Raw genomic sequence first — 14,266 nt, 5'->3', positions numbered from 1 at the left:
GTCCCGGCCCGCCCCGCCGCCCCGGCCGGTGCGGTCCAGGCGGCGGCGCGGAGGCCGGTGGGGCGCTCTCGCCCTCACCCTCCTCCTGCTGGTCGGCGCCGCGGCCGTCGCCTACATGAACGGCTGGCCGCCACAGGTGTTCAGCCGGCTGACACCGGGCGACAACGGCGGGGACGGGCCGGACGCGTTCGTCAGCGTGGTCGACAAGGCCGCCACCACCGGGAAGTTAGTCATCGGCGTGAAGGGCGACCTCCCCGGCATCGGGCTGGAGCGGAACGGCGGCTTCGACGGGTTCGACGTCGAGGTGGCCAAGCGGATCGCCGCCGCGCTCGGCGCGAAGCAGACGGAGTTCGTCAGGGTCACCCGCGGCGACAGGGTCGACCTGCTGGACGAGGGCACGGTGGACCTGGTGATCGCCACCTACTCCATCGACGAGCGGGACGAGGACAGGGTCCGGTTCGCCGGCCCCTACTACCTCGCGCACCAGGACATCCTTGTCCACAGCGGAAGCGGCATCGAGTCCATCGAGGACCTCGCGGGCCGGAAGATCTGCGCGCTCAACAGCCCCTCGGTCGGCAAGGTGCAGGACACCGTGAAGGTCGAGCCCGTGACGGCCGCCAACTACGCCGAGTGCATGGACCTGCTCAGGAGCGGCGAAGTCGACGCGGTGCCCGGTGACGACCTCATCCTCGCCGGGTTCGCCAGCCGCGAGAACCTCCGTTACAAGATCCTGGGCGCCGAGCTCAGCAACGAGCGCTACGCTGTCGGCATCAAGCGGGACGACACGAAGACCTGCAAGGCGATCAAGGCTGTGATCGCCGAGCTCTACCGGTCGGGCACCATGAAGCAGCTGCTGAGCAGGCACTTCGCCAAGGTGGAGTTCGCGATGGAGCTGGAGCAGCCCTCGGCGGAGTCCTGCGGATGACAAGCGGGTAGCATCCCGAAAGTCAATGAATCGTCCTGCGAGTTAGGGGAAGGCCATGGCCACGCCCGTCAAGGTGACCGTCACCGGTGCCGCCGGTCAGATCGGCTACGCGCTGCTGTTCCGCATCGCGTCGGGCCAGCTGCTCGGCCCGAACGTGCCGGTCAAGCTGAGCCTGCTGGAGATCCCCCAGGCGGTGAAGGCGGCCGAGGGCACCGCCATGGAGCTCGACGACTGCGCGTTCCCGCTGCTGTCGGGGATCGAGATCAGCGACGACCCCGACGTGGCGTTCGACGGCGCCAGTGTGGCCCTGCTCGTCGGCGCCATGCCGCGCAAGGCCGGCATGGAGCGCGGCGACCTGCTCGGCGCCAACGGCGGCATCTTCGGCCCGCAGGGCAAGGCGATCAACGACCACGCCGCCGACGACATCAGGGTCCTCGTCGTGGGCAACCCCGCCAACACCAACGCGCTCATCGCCCAGCAGCACGCGCCCGACGTCCCCGCCGAGCGCTTCACCGCGATGACGCGCCTCGACCACAACCGCGCGCTCTCTCAGCTGGCCGCCAAGCTCCAGGTGCCGGTCACCGAGATCAAGCACATGACGATCTGGGGCAACCACTCCGCCACCCAGTACCCCGACCTGTTCCACGCCGAGGTAGGCGGCAAGATCGCGGGCGAGCAGGTCGACGCCGAGTGGCTGCGCGACACGTTCATCCCGACCGTCGCCAAGCGCGGCGCCGCCATCATCGAGGCGCGCGGCGCCTCGTCCGCGGCCTCGGCCGCCAACGCGGCGATCGACCACGTCTACGACTGGGTCAACGGCACCGACTGGACTTCGGCCGCCGTGGTGTCCGACGGCTCCTACGGGGTGCCGGAAGGGCTCGTCTCGTCGTTCCCGGTCCGCGCCGTGGACGGCCGGTTCGAGATCATCCAGGGCCTGGAGATCGACGCCTTCTCGCGCGAGCGCATCGACGCGAGCGTGCGCGAGCTGGCAGAGGAGCGCGACGCGGTCAGGTCGCTCGGCCTCATCTGACGGTCGGCTCCCGGCCTGACGTGGCCCGGCCCGCCCAGACGTGGCCCCGGCCCGCCCAGACGTTTCACCGCGAAGGCGCGCGTCCCTTCCCGGGGCGCGCGCCTTCCGCCTGTACGGCGGGGGTGGGTGCCTGCTTCATCTCCCGGAGAGCGCCGTCCAGGCGTCCGACACGATGTCCCGCAGCGAGGCCCGCTCGGCCTTCCATCCCAGATCACCCTGGATCTTCTCCGACGACGCGACCAGCACCGCCGGATCGCCGGGCCGGCGCGGGCCGACGACGGCGGGGATCTCGTGGCCGGTGACCTCGCGGCAGACCGAGATCACCTCCTGGACGGAGAAGCCCGTGCCGTTGCCCAGGTTGTAGATCTTGTGCTCGCCCTCGGTGATCGCCTCCAGCGCCAGCAGGTGGGCGCGGGCCAGATCGGCCACGTGGATGTAGTCGCGCACGCACGTGCCGTCGGGCGTCGGATAGTCCGTGCCGAACACGCTCACCGAGTCGCGCTCGCCCGTGGCGACCTTGAGCACGTTGGGGATGAGATGCGTCTCGACGGTGTGCCGCTCGCGGTAGCGGCCGTATGCGCCGGCCACGTTGAAGTAGCGAAGGCTCACCGCCCCCAGCCCGCGCAGCCCCGCGTACGCTGTGAGCGCGGTGTCGACGGCCAGCTTGGAGGCGCCGTAGGGGTTGCCCGGGCGCGTGGGGTCGCTCTCCTCGATCGGCGAGCGCTCCGGCTCGCCGTACGTGGCCGCCGTCGAGGAGAAGACGATCCGGCGTACGTCCCGCTCGCGCATCGCCTCCAGCAGCGCCAGAGTGCCGCCGAGGTTGTGCGACCAGTAGAGTCCCGGCTTCTCCACCGACTCGCCGACCAGCGACTTGGCCGCGAAGTGGAGCACCGCGTGCACGCCCTGGAGCGCCTCGCCGGCCTCGGTGACGCAGCCTTCGACGAACCGGGCGCCCTCCGGCACGGCGTCCGCGTGCCCCGTCGAAAGGTCGTCGAGCACCGTCACCTCGTGGCCCGCCTCGACGAGCTGGGCGGCCACGACGCTGCCGATGTATCCGGCGCCTCCGGTGACCAGTAGCCTCATGTTAACTCCTGTGCGGTTATGTTTGATTTTGTACGGCTTGCCGCTCAGCATACGTGCGAACGGCGTTGAGTACGCTGCGAACCACCATGTACGACAACGTCGCGGCCGACATCGCTCTCGTCCTCCTGTTCATTCTGGTGGGCGGGTTCTTCGCGGCCGCAGAGATGGCGATGGTGAGCCTGCGCGAGAGCCAGGTCCGCAAGCTCGCCCAGCGTGGCCGCCGGGGCGAGCGGGTCGCCAAGCTCGCCCGCGATCCCAACCGGTTCCTGTCCGCCGTGCAGATCGGTGTCACGGTCGCCACCATGCTGTCGGCCGCGTTCGGCGCCGACCGGCTCGGCATGCAGCTCACGCCCGTGCTCGAACGGTGGAACGTGCCCCACGCCGTCGCGCCGGTGCTCGCGCTGGTCCTGGTGACGCTGGCGATCTCGTACGTGTCGCTGGTGCTCGGCGAGCTGGCCCCCAAGCGCCTGGCCAGGCAGCGGGCCGAGGGGCTCTCGCTGGTGGTGGCGCCCTTCCTCGACCGCATCGCCTCCCTCTCGCGGCCGATCATCTGGGCCCTGTCGAAGTCCACCGACGGCGTGGTCCGCCTGCTCGGCGGCAACCCGCAGGCCGACACGGAAGAGGTGACCACCGAGGAACTGCGCGACATGGTGGTCGGCCACACCGACCTCACGGACGACGAGCGCAACCTGATCGCCGAGGTGTTCGCGGCGGGCAAGCGGCAGCTCCGTGAGGTGATGCTGCCGCGGACCGAGGTGGAGTTCATGGAAGCCGACACCCCGCTGGCCGAGGCGGCTGTGCTCGCCGCGGCCATGCCCCACTCGCGCTTCCCCGTCTACCGCGAGTCCTACGACGAGATCATCGGGTTCGTGCACGTGAGGGACCTGCTCGACCCGGTGCTGACCGGCCGCGTCGAGCCGATCAGCGCGCTGGTGCCGATCAGGCCGGTCAAGTTCGTGCCCGCCTCCAAGCGGGTGCTCACCACCCTGTCGGAGATGCGCGACGAGGGGCACCACCTGGCCATCGTGGTCGACGAGTACGGCGGCACCGCGGGCATCGTCACCCTGGAGGACCTGGTCGAGGAGCTGATCGGCGACATCAGGGACGAGTACGACGTGGAGGACGACACGGTGATCCTCCCGGCCGGCGAGATCGAGATCGACGGGCTGACCAACCTCAACGACTTCGCCGCCCAGACCGGCATCAGGCTGCCCAGCGGCCCGTACGAGACGCTGGGCGGGTTCGTGATGGCGATGCTCGGCCACGTGGCCGGCGTGGGGGAGAAGGTGGAGGTGAACGGGTTCGAGCTGACCGTGACCGAGCTCGACGGCCGCCGTATCGCCAGGGTGAGAGTGAAACGCCGACCTGTCGTCGAGTCGCCGCCCGAGCAGGATTCCTGACACAATTGCCAGCTATGGCCAGACCTCGTGTTCTCTCCGGCATCCAGCCCACCGCGGACTCCTTCCACCTGGGCAATTACCTGGGTGCGGTCCGCCAGTGGGTCGCGTTGCAGGAGACCCACGACGCCTTCTACTGCGTGGTCGACCTGCACGCGATCACCGTGCCGACCGACCCGGCCGACCTGCGCCGGCGCACGCGCGTGGCCGCCGCGCAGCTGTTCGCCGCGGGGCTCGACCCCGCGCGGTCCACCGTCTTCGTGCAGTCGCACGTCCGGCAGCACAGCGAGCTGGCCTGGGTGCTCAACTGCCTCACCGGCATGGGCGAGGCGGGCAGGATGACCCAGTTCAAGGACAAGTCAGCGAAATACGGCGAGAGCGCGGCCAGCGTCGGCCTGTTCACCTATCCCATCCTGCAGGCCGCCGACATCCTGCTCTACCAGGCCAACCGCGTCCCGGTCGGGGCCGACCAGAAGCAGCACCTGGAGCTCACCCGCGACCTGGCCCAGCGCTTCAACCACCGCTTCGGCGACACGTTCACGCTGCCCGAGCCGCACATCCTCCAGGACGTCGCCAAGATCGCCGACCTCCAGGAGCCGTCGGCCAAGATGTCCAAGACGTCCTCCAGCCCGGCGGGCATCCTCGACGTCCTGGAGCAGCCCGGCCCGCTGCGCAAGAAGGTCATGCGGGCGGTCACCGACACGGGCACCGAGGTGCTCTTCGACGAGGCGAACAAGCCCGGCATCTCCAACCTCCTGCGCATCCAGTCGGCCCTGAGCGGCACGCCCATCCCCGAGCTGGTCGCCCGCTACGAGGGTCAGGGCTACGGCACGTTCAAGAAGGACGTCGCCGAGGCCGTGATCGAGACCTTCACCCCAATCCGCGAGCGCACCGAGAAGCTCCTGGACGACGAGGCCGAGCTCGACCGCCTGCTGACCATCGGCGCCGAGCGGGCGGGCGACGTCGCCGAGCGCACCATGGCCGAGGTGCGCGAGCGGGTCGGCTTCCTGCCGAGGCACTGACACAGGCGAGGGTCCCGGCACCGGCGAGAGCCCCGGCACCGGCGAATGCTCAGGCACTGGCGAGAGCCCCGGCACCGGCGAATGCTCACGTCGGCGAGGCTCAGCGGACGCGGCGGCGGCCCACGACCAGCAGGATCTCGCGCAGGGCGTCGGCCGCCCGCCGCAGGACCTCTTCGGGGACGCCCGCCATCAGCTCTTCGTGCGCCTTGCCCGCGAGCTCCAGCGCGGTGGCCGCGACGCGCAGGCCCTCCGGCGTGAGCTGCACCCAGCGGCTGCGGGCGTCACCGGGGTTGTCGGCGCGCTCCACATAGCCCGCCGCCGTCAGCCGTTGCAGGACGTTGCTGGTGCCACCCGAGGTGATGAACAGCGACCTCGACAGCTCGCTGGGCTTCAGGCGGCGCGGGGCGGGGGAGCGGGCGAGGGCGGCGAGCACCTCGAACTCGGCGAAGGTGAGCCCAAGCTCGCCCAGCTCGGCCTTGAGCGCCGTCTCCAGGAGCAGGTTGAGCCGGGCCGTCCGCTTGCCGAGCTCCAGGGCCGCGATGAGCGACGGCGCCATGCCCCCGGCCTGCCAGCGTGGGACCAGCTCGTCGATCTCGTCGTGCCTCATGGAACGAGGATACTTGCCGGCATATTGCTTTTCTAAAAGCTATCTCTTAAGCTTTTCGCATGACTATTTTGATCAGGAACGGAATCATCGTGGACACCGAGCCGGAGCCGGTGGTGATCGGCCCGGCCGACGTGCGGATCGAGGACGGGAAGATCGCGGAGGTGGGTCCCGGCCTGGCGGACGTCCCCGGTGGCGAGGTCATCGACGCCTCCGGGCGGATCGTGCTGCCCGGGTTCGTCGACACCCACCGGCACACCTGGCAGGCGGGGCTCAGGGCGATCGAGCCCGACATGACGTTCGGCCGATACTTCCAGCGCGTACTCCGCGAGCTCGCGCCCGCGTACCGGCCGGACGACATCTACGCCTGCAACCTCGCCGGCGCGCTGGAGTGCCTCGACGCCGGGATCACCACGCTGGTCGACTGGTCGCACATGCGGCCGACGCGGGAGCGCACCGACGCCGCCGTGCGGGCGCTGCGCGACTCCGGCGTCCGGGCGGTCTTCGGCTACTGCCTCGGGGATTCCCCCCAGGACCTGGCGAGTGAGGGGCGCCGGGTCTTCGACGAGCACTTCGGCACGGCCGGCGGGCTCGTCAGCATGATGATCGCGGCGCTCGGGCCGGAGATCGCCGGTGCGGAGCACGTGCTCGACGAGTGGCGGCTGGCTCGCGATCTCGGCCTGCCCGTCACCGCGCACCTCGGCGGGGGCAGCCCGGAGAGCGCCACCGAGGGGCTCGACTTCCTGCGGGTGAACGGGCTGCTGGAGACGCCCACGATGTTCGTCCACGCCAACCACTACGACGACGACCAGTTCAAGCTGATCGCCGAGACCGGTGGCGGCGTGTCCGTCACGCCGGTCGACGAGATGACGCTGGGCGTCGGCTACCCCGTCACCGGGCGGGCGCGGGCAGCCGGGGCGCCCGTGTCACTCGGCGCCGACACCGTCACGTGCGGTCCCGGTGACATGTTCAGCCTGATGCGGGCCGCGTTCACCCTGGAGCGCGGCCGGCCCGACGGCGCGGGGCGGGACTTCTCCACGAAGGACGCGCTGCGCGTCGCCACGATCGAGGGCGCGCGGGTGGCCGGGCTCGGCGATGTCACCGGGTCGCTGCGCCCGGGCAAGCAGGCCGATCTGGTGCTGCTGCGGACCGACACGCTCGGCATGGCGGCGGCGCACGACCCGATCGGCGCCGTCGTACTCAACGCCGACACCAGCGCCGTCGACACCGTGCTGGTCGCGGGCCGGGTGGTCAAGCGCGACGGCAGGCTGCTGCACCACGACGTGGCCGCGGTCCTCGCCTCGCTGGCGGAGACCGCTCAGGCGGTGACCGTGGGAGCGGTGACCGCCGTGAGTGCCTGACCTGCCGGACGTTCGGGCAATCGGGGGTCCGCGGCGGACTTGACCGGCCCCGTGCTGGGCAGGAGCCTCTCGCCGGGACTAATACGGCAGGACCTCCGGACCCCAGGGCGGGCGGGGGCCTCGCCGGGGGTGAGAGGTGGCGGATGGGCGGTCTGTCCGAGCGCGTCGAGGCGGTGAAGGCGTGGGGCCGCCGCAGGACCGAATACTGGCGGGTCCGGCGGCCCTCGATCGACCACCTGATCCGGACCGTCCAGCGCTACCAGCTCCAGTCGGGCGAGCGGCTGGCGGGCGCGGTGACCTACTTCGTCTTCCTGTCGTTCTTCCCGCTGATCGCGCTGGCCTACGCCGCGCTCGGCTACGTCCTGAGCAACGACCAGAACGCCCTGGACGCCCTGAACAAGATCATCGCCGAGCAGGTGCCGGGCATGGCCGACCAGCTCAACCTCAACAGCATCGCCACGGCCAAGCAGGCCGCCGGGATCATCGGTCTGCTCGGTCTGCTCTACGCCGGGCTGGGCGCCATCGACGCGCTGCGCGGGGCGCTGCGCGAGATGTCGATGACCACGTCCCCGCCGCTCGACTTCCTCCGCGGCAAGCTCCGTGACCTGGTGTCGCTGATCCTCCTGGGTGCCACGCTGCTCGCCTCGGTGGCCGTCACCGGCTTCGCCACGCAGGCCACCACGGTGGTGGTGAGGTTCCTCGGCCTCGACGACACCCCGCTGAACAACGCGCTGTTCTTCCTCGTCGGGCTGGGGGCCAGCCTGGCCGCCGACTGGCTGCTCTTCGTCATCGTGCTCGGCTGGGTGGAAAGGCCCACGCAGCGGTTCCGGGTCATCGCCAGGGGCGCCCTGCTGGGGGCGATCGGGCTGGGGCTGCTCAAGCAGCTCGCCGGGCTGCTGCTGGGTCACACGCTGAGCAACCCGCTGTACGGCGCCTTCGCGGTCGTCGTGGGGCTGCTGCTCTGGATCAACTTCTCGGCCCGGCTCACGTTGTACGTCGCCGCGTGGACGGCCACGGCCGGGCGCTGCCCGCCGCCCTCGCCCTCGCCCATCCCGAGCGGCTCGCCTCCGGAGCACTCAGACGTGGGGCGCTCGGACGTGGGGCGGTCGGACGTGGGGCGCTCGGACGTGGGGCGCTCGGACGTGGGGCGGCCGGGTCCGGAGCGCTCCAATCTGGAGGGCTCGGGGCGTTCACTCTCCGAAGGACCGGGAGCGTGAGCCGCGCTTGCGGCGCAGGCCGTACCCGAGCCAGACCAGCCCGAACAGCAGCCCGCCGCCGATCACGACCGCGCCCATCGTCCGTGTGGTGTCGGTCTGATTGGCCGCGGCCGCCTCGAGCAGCGGCGTGGGCTTGGCGGTGGCCGCGAGCGGCGGTGGCGCGGCGGCCTGTTGCCGCGCGGGTGGCCAGGCCGGGAGCGGGTCGACCAGCCTGCCGACCGGCGTGACCGTGTCACGCGCGGCGAAGCCCCAGTCGAGGAGCCCGGCCACCTCCTCCCAGAAGTAGCCCTCGTGCCGCATGATGGCCACGATGATCGTGTGGCCGCCGCGGGTGGCCGCGCCGACGAAGCTGGACTGGGCCTTGGTGGTCCAGCCGTTCTTGACGCCGATCATGCCCTCGTAGCGCCACAGCAGCTTGTTGTGGTTGCTGATCTCGTAGTATTTCTTCGGCGCCGGGAACTTCGCCGTCTTCGTGCCCACATACCGCCTGAACTCGGGGTTGGCCAGGCCGGCCCGAGCGATGAGCGCGAGGTCGTAGGCCGAGCTGCTCTGCCCGGGCTTGTCGAGGCCGCTCGGTGTCCTGGCCACGGTGTCGTTGGCCTGGAGCCGCCTGGCCTCGGTGTTCATGTCGCGCAGCGTCTTGTCCAGGCCGCCGTTGGCCTCGGCGAGCGCCATGGCCGCGTCGTTGCCCGACGACATCATCAGCGCCTTCAGCAGGTCGTCGACCTTGTAGATCGGCTTGGTCGTCAGGCCGACCGCGCTGCCTTCCTGGTTGACGGCGTCGCGGCTCGGCTGGACCGTGAGGTTCTTGTCGAGCAGGGGGATGAGCGTCACCGCGGTCAGGATCTTGAGCGTGCTGGCCGGGAGGTATCTGCCATGCGGGTCCTTGGCCGCGAGCACCGCGCCGGTCTCCAGGTCGGCGATCACGTAGGACGTGGCCTTGGACTTCGGCGGCGCCTTGACGCCGTCCGGCCGCACCAGGCCGCGGCTGCCCAACTGCTCGCCGCCGACCGGCGGGGTCGGCGAGGCGTGCGCGGTCCCGGTGAGCGCGACCGCCGCGAGGAGTGCCGTGAGCGGCACGAGTATCTTCGGCATGGCGGTCTCAGCGTAGCTTCGAGTTCTTCCACATGTGCCGACACATCCCCCGTGAGCAGGGCGGCGATACTGGACGGGTGGTTATGTCGCGAAAGATCGCCGGTTTCCTCATGGTCCTCGGCGTGTTCATGATCTTCGAGTGGGTCAATCTCGGGTTTAACTTGGCGGACGGCCGCCGGACCAGCTTCTACGTCGTCCACGGCGTCCTGATCGCCGTCAACGTCCTGATCGGGATCGTGCTCGGCCTCATCGGCTGGAAGGGCCTCCGCAGAGCGCGAGGCGGGTGAGCCGGTGCAGTTCGTCGGCCTCCTCGCGGGAGTCGCCGATCGAGGTGAAGCCCAGCTTGCCGTGCTCGGGGATGGCGCCGAGCAGGTGGAAGACGTTCCCGGTACGGCGGCTGGTGTCGAACCCGAGCCCGAGCCGCTCGACCATCCGCACGACCTCGCCGGGGGAGCGACCGCGCAGGCACGACGCGGCGCAGTTGTCGGTCGCGGTGTAGAACTTGGGCTGGTCACCGGCCATGAGCAGCCCGGTGCCCGGGTCGTAGGTGGCGCCGGTGGTGAGCAGCGCCGAGCCGAACGGGTGGGTGGTGCCGCCGATGCGCAGGTTGATCTCGCAGAGCAGGGCGGCGTAGCCGGCGTCGGCCTTGAACGCGAAGAAGTCCATGCCGAACAGCCCGACCACGCCCCGTTCCGCCATGATGCGGGCGATCTTCGCCGCCGAGGCCCCCACCTCGGCCCGGTACTCGGGCGCGGCGGGGAACGTGCAGCCCTGGTACACGTCGTTGTTCGCGCCGCCGAGCACCTGGTCGTGGGTGGCGACGACGTCGTGCTGGCCGCCCGGGGTGATCCTGGCCAGCGCGCTCGGGTAGTACAGCGGCCGGTGCTCGATGAACTCCTCGACCACGGCGCCCCGTTCCGCGATCTTCGCGGTGAAGGTGTCCCAGGTCTCGCCGTCGGCCGAGAAGCTGACGCCGGAGGTGCCGTTCCTGCTGACGATCGCGTTGCCGAGGCCCGAGTATCCGTCGTTCAGCTTGATCATGACGCGCTCGCCGGGCAGGGAGTCGATCGCGTCCTGGATCTCCACCGCCGTGCGCAGGTCTTGGAAGCCGCGCGCCATCGGCACGCCCGCCTCCTGGCCGACCTCCCGGGCGCCGCTCTTGGAGCCGTAGTACGCCAGCGACGTGGCCGGTCCGTAGATGGGAACGCTGAGTAGCGAGGCCAGCTCCTCCTCCAGCTCGCTCAGCACGAACGGGACCATCCACGCGTCGCCGTCGAGCGTCTCCCGCACCCGTCCGATCGCGTCCGGACGCGAGAGCAGGTTCCTGGTCAGCGGTTGCGTGCATGGGTCGTCGAGGCTGATGAGGGTCAGCCGTTCGGCGGCGTCGTCCGGATCGGGCAGGAAGCCGAAGTAGTACTCGACGATGTCGTGGTCGATGGGGGCGGAGGAGAGATAGACCACCCTGACCCCGGGCTCGCGCAGCGTGAGCAGGAGGAACAGCAGCCGTTCCTCGTAGCACCTCGCCCCCGTGATGCGGCGGAGCTCGTCCTGCGGAAGGGAGAGCGAGGGCACGACCACCAGGGTCCCCTCGCTCGGCTCGAAGATGCTCAACTGTGCATACTTCTCCCCGAACGGGATTTTAGTGATCATAGGGCGAGTGAAACACGCATTCTTCTCAAAATCAGCCAGCGCCGTAGTGTGATCACCATGCCGGAAGGTGACAGGATTCGGAATAGGCAACCACGTTTGGGGGAAGCGTCGTTGGGTCACCATCTAATGATCCGTTGTGACTATTTCCGGATCAGTTCCCCCTCACATCCCGTGAAGACCAGGGGTTACGGGCATGCCGTCAGCTAACTTTTGGTGTAGTTGTCCGCGAGAAGTCTCACGAGAGCGATAAAGTCGAAGCATCGCCATCGGGCCCACGGCCGACCGCCGTGGTTCCGGGCTGCAGCGGTTGATCTCCGCAGGAGACGCGGACCGCGCCCGTGCTGACGATCCCCGGCACCGGAACCCAGGGGTTCGGCGTGCGATTCGCCGGGCTGCTGCCCTGACCGGACAGCGGCCACAGTGAGACAGAGACGGGACTGAAAAGGATATTGACGATATGGGCCGTGCGGCCAGGGCAGAGCACACCGCACGGCGTGGAACGGGACGGTGACTTGATGCGGGGACGTGAGCTGCGGGGGGAACTCGACGCGTTCCTGGCCGAGACTGAGCAGGATCTGGTCGCGTTCCGTCGCGACCTGCACATGCATCCCGAGCTCGCCTTCGCCGAATACCGCACGACCCAGCGGATCACCGAGCGGCTGACGGCCGCCGGCCTGGTCCCGTCCGTGCTCCCGCGCGGCACCGGAGTCATCTGCGACGTGGGCAGCGGCGACGGACCCACCATCGCGCTGCGCGCCGACATCGACGCGCTCGGCCTGCAGGACGAGAAGGACGAGAGCTACCGTTCGACCGTCCCGGGCGCCTGCCACGCGTGCGGCCACGACGTCCACACCACCATCCTGCTCGGCACCTCCCTCTTCCTCGCCCAGCAGGCGGCCGCCGGCCTGCTGCCCGGCCGGGTCCGGCTCATCTTCCAGCCGGCCGAGGAGCTCCCCGGCGGCGCGCTGGAGGTCATGGCGCAGGGCGGCATCAGCGGCGTCGACCGCATCTTCGGCCTCCACTGCGACCCCCGTCTCGACGTCGGCCAGGTCGGCCTCAAGCCCGGCCCCATCACCTCCGCCTGCGACAGGCTCGTCGTCAAGGTCTCCGGCCCCGGCGGCCACACGGCCAGGCCCCACCTCACGGCCGACCTCGTCTTCGCCCTCGCCAAGATCCTCACCGAGCTCCCCGCCGCCCTGTCCCGCCGCATCGACCCGCGCAGCTCGCTCAGCCTCGTCTGGGGTCGCGTCGAGGCCGGCTCGGCGGCCAACGCCATCCCTGACGACGGCATCGCCGAGGGCACGGTCCGCTGCCTCGACGAGAACGCCTGGCACGTCGCGCCCGACCTCATCAAGTCCCTCCTGGAGTCGGTCGCCGGCGCGTACGGGGTCGAGGCCGAGATGGACTACACCCGAGGCGTGCCGCCGGTGGTCAACGACGAGCTGAGCGTCGAGATGCTGGCCGAGGCGGCTGAGCGCGCGCTCGGGGCCGGCTCGGTCGCCCCCACCCAGCAGTCGCTGGGCGGCGAGGACTTCGCCTGGTACCTGGAGTCCATCCCGGGCGCCTTCGCCCGCCTGGGCACCCGGTCGCCCGACGGTCAGACCTACGACATCCACCAGGGCACGTTCGACGTGGACGAAGGGGCGATCGGCATGGGCGTCCGGCTCATGGCCGCCACCGCCCTCACGGCCCTGTGGGAGTCACGCCCGGTCACCGTCACGGACCCGATCACCACGCTGGCGTAACGCGGAATCACTCCGTTCCCGTGGAGTGGCACGGGGCGATGCGGTTGTTGCGGATGTGCTCATAGACGATGGATGTGCGCACGTCGGCGACCTCGGGACGCTCGGTGAGCCTGTCGATCACGAAGGCGTACAGGCTGGTGTTGTCCGGCACGGCGACGTGCACGATGAAGTCCTCGCTTCCGGTCGTGACGTAGACGCCGAGGGTGTCGGGGAGCGCTGCCACCCAGTCGCGGAAGCCCTCGATGTTGCGCCTGGACGGGGGGCGCACGCGGATGGCGATGAGGGCCTGGACCGGGCGTCCGATCAGCGCCAGGTCGACGTCGAGGATCGCGCCACGGATGACCCCCCTGCGACGCAACCCGCGTGTGCGGTCCAGCGCCGTGGTCGGTGAGACGCCGACCGTCGCGGCGACGTCACGGTTGGTCTTCCGTGCATCTGACTGCAGTTCGCGCAGGATCGCCGCATCAAGTTCGTCCATGGGTGCCATCTCGCCCTCCTGTCCGATAGAAGTACGGATTCATTGCCCTCTGATTGTACTGCCACCTAGGATTCAGATGTCTGTGCGTACATCTGACTAGGATTAGAGCGGATGGCCGAGTATATGTTCAAGGAAAGCATCGGGTTCGCGCCTGAAGAGATCGATCCGACCGCCCCGACCCGCGCCGCCCGCCTCAAGTGGGTCATCGTGGTCAACGGCGAGTTGCCGTCAGGCCGTGCGGTCAACGCCGCCGTCTGCGCAGCGGCGGCGACGGCGGCCTCGGTGACCGGGCTCCTGGGCGAGGAGGCGGTCGACTCCGAGGGAGACTCCCATCCAGGGCTGCCCTGGGCGGGCTGCTCGGTCCTGGCCGCGGACCCGGTCACCCTCCGTACGATCCGCGGCAAGGCGGCGGCGTCGGCCGGCACCTTCGTCGCGGACATGCCCGCGGCGGCGCAGCACACGCGTGTCTACGCCGAATACCTGGAAACCGTGAGCAAGACGGCGGCCGACGACATCGAGTACTACGCCGTCAGCATCGTCGGGCCGCGCAACCGCGTCGACAAGATCGTCGGGAGGCTCCCTCTCCTGCCCTGATCGGCTTCGGCGCGATCGCCCGGAGTGGCCGCGGCCGGCTCCGCGCCCGGCGGGCGCGGAGCCGG

Annotated in this window: 14 protein-coding genes; 9 read left to right on the top strand and 5 right to left on the bottom strand. The window is 70.1% G+C overall.

Translation table 11 applies throughout. The annotated features are described in order from the left end of the window. Window positions 1-925, top strand: a 925-nt coding sequence (locus DQW85_RS36810; RefSeq protein WP_162795675.1) for a glutamate ABC transporter substrate-binding protein, incomplete at its 5' end; no start/stop codon positions are given. A gap of 55 nt (window positions 926-980) precedes the next feature. Continuing rightward, window positions 981-1,955, top strand: coding sequence for a malate dehydrogenase (locus DQW85_RS36805; protein ID WP_113704360.1), 975 nt, complete (start codon window positions 981-983; stop codon window positions 1,953-1,955). Between the two features lie 135 nt (window positions 1,956-2,090). On the opposite strand, the gene galE is transcribed toward DQW85_RS36805, so the two are convergent. Then, entirely contained in the window at window positions 2,091-3,038 is a 948-nt protein-coding gene (galE, locus tag DQW85_RS36800) for a UDP-glucose 4-epimerase GalE (RefSeq protein ID WP_113704359.1), read from the bottom strand. Between the two features lie 86 nt (window positions 3,039-3,124). Here galE and DQW85_RS36795 point away from each other — a divergent pair, with 86 nt between their 5' ends. Continuing rightward, complete coding sequence (locus tag DQW85_RS36795) at window positions 3,125-4,438, top strand: hemolysin family protein (protein ID WP_113704358.1); 1,314 nt, start codon at window positions 3,125-3,127, stop codon at window positions 4,436-4,438. Window positions 4,439-4,452: 14 nt separating this feature from the next. Beyond that, window positions 4,453-5,457: a tryptophan--tRNA ligase gene (trpS, locus tag DQW85_RS36790; protein WP_205315683.1), complete on the top strand. Its 1,005-nt coding sequence runs from the start codon at window positions 4,453-4,455 to the stop codon at window positions 5,455-5,457. A 100-nt stretch (window positions 5,458-5,557) separates the two neighbouring features. On the opposite strand, the gene DQW85_RS36785 is transcribed toward trpS, so the two are convergent. Continuing rightward, the gene (locus tag DQW85_RS36785; protein ID WP_113704356.1) at window positions 5,558-6,064 is read right to left on the bottom strand and encodes a MarR family winged helix-turn-helix transcriptional regulator; all 507 of its coding nucleotides are present in this window, start codon (window positions 6,062-6,064) and stop codon (window positions 5,558-5,560) included. 59 nt (window positions 6,065-6,123) lie between these two features. Here DQW85_RS36785 and DQW85_RS36780 point away from each other — a divergent pair, with 59 nt between their 5' ends. After that, a complete protein-coding gene (locus tag DQW85_RS36780) occupies window positions 6,124-7,422 on the top strand; it encodes an amidohydrolase family protein (RefSeq protein WP_113704355.1) in 1,299 nt (432 codons plus the stop codon). A gap of 143 nt (window positions 7,423-7,565) precedes the next feature. Beyond that, window positions 7,566-8,639 carry a YihY/virulence factor BrkB family protein gene (locus tag DQW85_RS36775; protein ID WP_113704354.1) on the top strand — a complete coding sequence of 358 codons (1,074 nt, stop codon included), beginning with the start codon at window positions 7,566-7,568 and terminating at the stop codon, window positions 8,637-8,639. Here the strand turns inward: DQW85_RS36775 and DQW85_RS36770 are convergent. Continuing rightward, complete coding sequence (locus tag DQW85_RS36770; protein ID WP_113704353.1) at window positions 8,613-9,734, bottom strand: D-alanyl-D-alanine carboxypeptidase family protein; 1,122 nt, start codon at window positions 9,732-9,734, stop codon at window positions 8,613-8,615. The two genes, DQW85_RS36775 and DQW85_RS36770, sit on opposite strands and share 27 nt — an antisense overlap. 83 nt (window positions 9,735-9,817) lie before the next feature. Between DQW85_RS36770 and DQW85_RS36765 the strand changes: the two genes are divergently transcribed. Continuing rightward, window positions 9,818-10,021 (top strand): SCO4848 family membrane protein, encoded by a 204-nt coding sequence (locus DQW85_RS36765; protein ID WP_240197671.1) that lies wholly within the window; start codon window positions 9,818-9,820, stop codon window positions 10,019-10,021. Here the strand turns inward: DQW85_RS36765 and DQW85_RS36760 are convergent. After that, window positions 9,981-11,345, bottom strand: a complete 1,365-nt coding sequence (locus DQW85_RS36760; protein WP_113704351.1) for a peptide ligase PGM1-related protein — start codon at window positions 11,343-11,345, stop codon at window positions 9,981-9,983. The two genes, DQW85_RS36765 and DQW85_RS36760, sit on opposite strands and share 41 nt — an antisense overlap. Before the next feature lie 554 nt (window positions 11,346-11,899). On the opposite strand from DQW85_RS36760, the gene DQW85_RS36755 reads away from it, so the two are divergent. Further along, window positions 11,900-13,129 carry a M20 family metallopeptidase gene (locus DQW85_RS36755; protein ID WP_113704350.1) on the top strand — a complete coding sequence of 410 codons (1,230 nt, stop codon included), beginning with the start codon at window positions 11,900-11,902 and terminating at the stop codon, window positions 13,127-13,129. 7 nt (window positions 13,130-13,136) lie between these two features. Here DQW85_RS36755 and DQW85_RS36750 read toward each other — a convergent pair whose 3' ends face one another. Next, window positions 13,137-13,616 (bottom strand): Lrp/AsnC family transcriptional regulator, encoded by a 480-nt coding sequence (locus tag DQW85_RS36750; RefSeq protein ID WP_205315681.1) that lies wholly within the window; start codon window positions 13,614-13,616, stop codon window positions 13,137-13,139. Between the two features lie 102 nt (window positions 13,617-13,718). Here DQW85_RS36750 and DQW85_RS36745 point away from each other — a divergent pair, with 102 nt between their 5' ends. Further along, complete coding sequence (locus DQW85_RS36745; protein WP_113704348.1) at window positions 13,719-14,201, top strand: DUF2000 domain-containing protein; 483 nt, start codon at window positions 13,719-13,721, stop codon at window positions 14,199-14,201. The last annotated feature ends 65 nt before the right edge of the window (window positions 14,202-14,266 follow it).

Source organism: Nonomuraea lactucae (assembly GCF_003313395.1).
GTDB classification, from domain to species: Bacteria; Actinomycetota; Actinomycetes; order Streptosporangiales; family Streptosporangiaceae; genus Nonomuraea; species Nonomuraea lactucae.
The sequence above is the reverse complement of the archived record's forward strand: the minus strand, read 5'-3'. Positions and strand labels throughout refer to the sequence as shown.

Excerpts from the sequence above, each read along its gene's own strand:
- DQW85_RS36780 (WP_113704355.1), top strand. The coding sequence starts at position 6,124 with ATGACTATTTTGATCAGGAACGGAATCATCGTGGACACCGAGCCGGAG.
- DQW85_RS36795 (WP_113704358.1), top strand. The coding sequence starts at position 3,125 with ATGTACGACAACGTCGCGGCCGACATCGCTCTCGTCCTCCTGTTCATT.
- galE (WP_113704359.1), bottom strand. The coding sequence starts at position 3,038 with ATGAGGCTACTGGTCACCGGAGGCGCCGGATACATCGGCAGCGTCGTG.
- DQW85_RS36775 (WP_113704354.1), top strand. The coding sequence starts at position 7,566 with ATGGGCGGTCTGTCCGAGCGCGTCGAGGCGGTGAAGGCGTGGGGCCGC.
- DQW85_RS36805 (WP_113704360.1), top strand. The coding sequence starts at position 981 with ATGGCCACGCCCGTCAAGGTGACCGTCACCGGTGCCGCCGGTCAGATC.
- trpS (WP_205315683.1), top strand. The coding sequence starts at position 4,453 with ATGGCCAGACCTCGTGTTCTCTCCGGCATCCAGCCCACCGCGGACTCC.
- DQW85_RS36770 (WP_113704353.1), bottom strand. The coding sequence starts at position 9,734 with ATGCCGAAGATACTCGTGCCGCTCACGGCACTCCTCGCGGCGGTCGCG.
- DQW85_RS36785 (WP_113704356.1), bottom strand. The coding sequence starts at position 6,064 with ATGAGGCACGACGAGATCGACGAGCTGGTCCCACGCTGGCAGGCCGGG.
- DQW85_RS36750 (WP_205315681.1), bottom strand. The coding sequence starts at position 13,616 with ATGGCACCCATGGACGAACTTGATGCGGCGATCCTGCGCGAACTGCAG.
- DQW85_RS36755 (WP_113704350.1), top strand. The coding sequence starts at position 11,900 with ATGCGGGGACGTGAGCTGCGGGGGGAACTCGACGCGTTCCTGGCCGAG.
- DQW85_RS36745 (WP_113704348.1), top strand. The coding sequence starts at position 13,719 with ATGGCCGAGTATATGTTCAAGGAAAGCATCGGGTTCGCGCCTGAAGAG.
- DQW85_RS36765 (WP_240197671.1), top strand. The coding sequence starts at position 9,818 with ATGTCGCGAAAGATCGCCGGTTTCCTCATGGTCCTCGGCGTGTTCATG.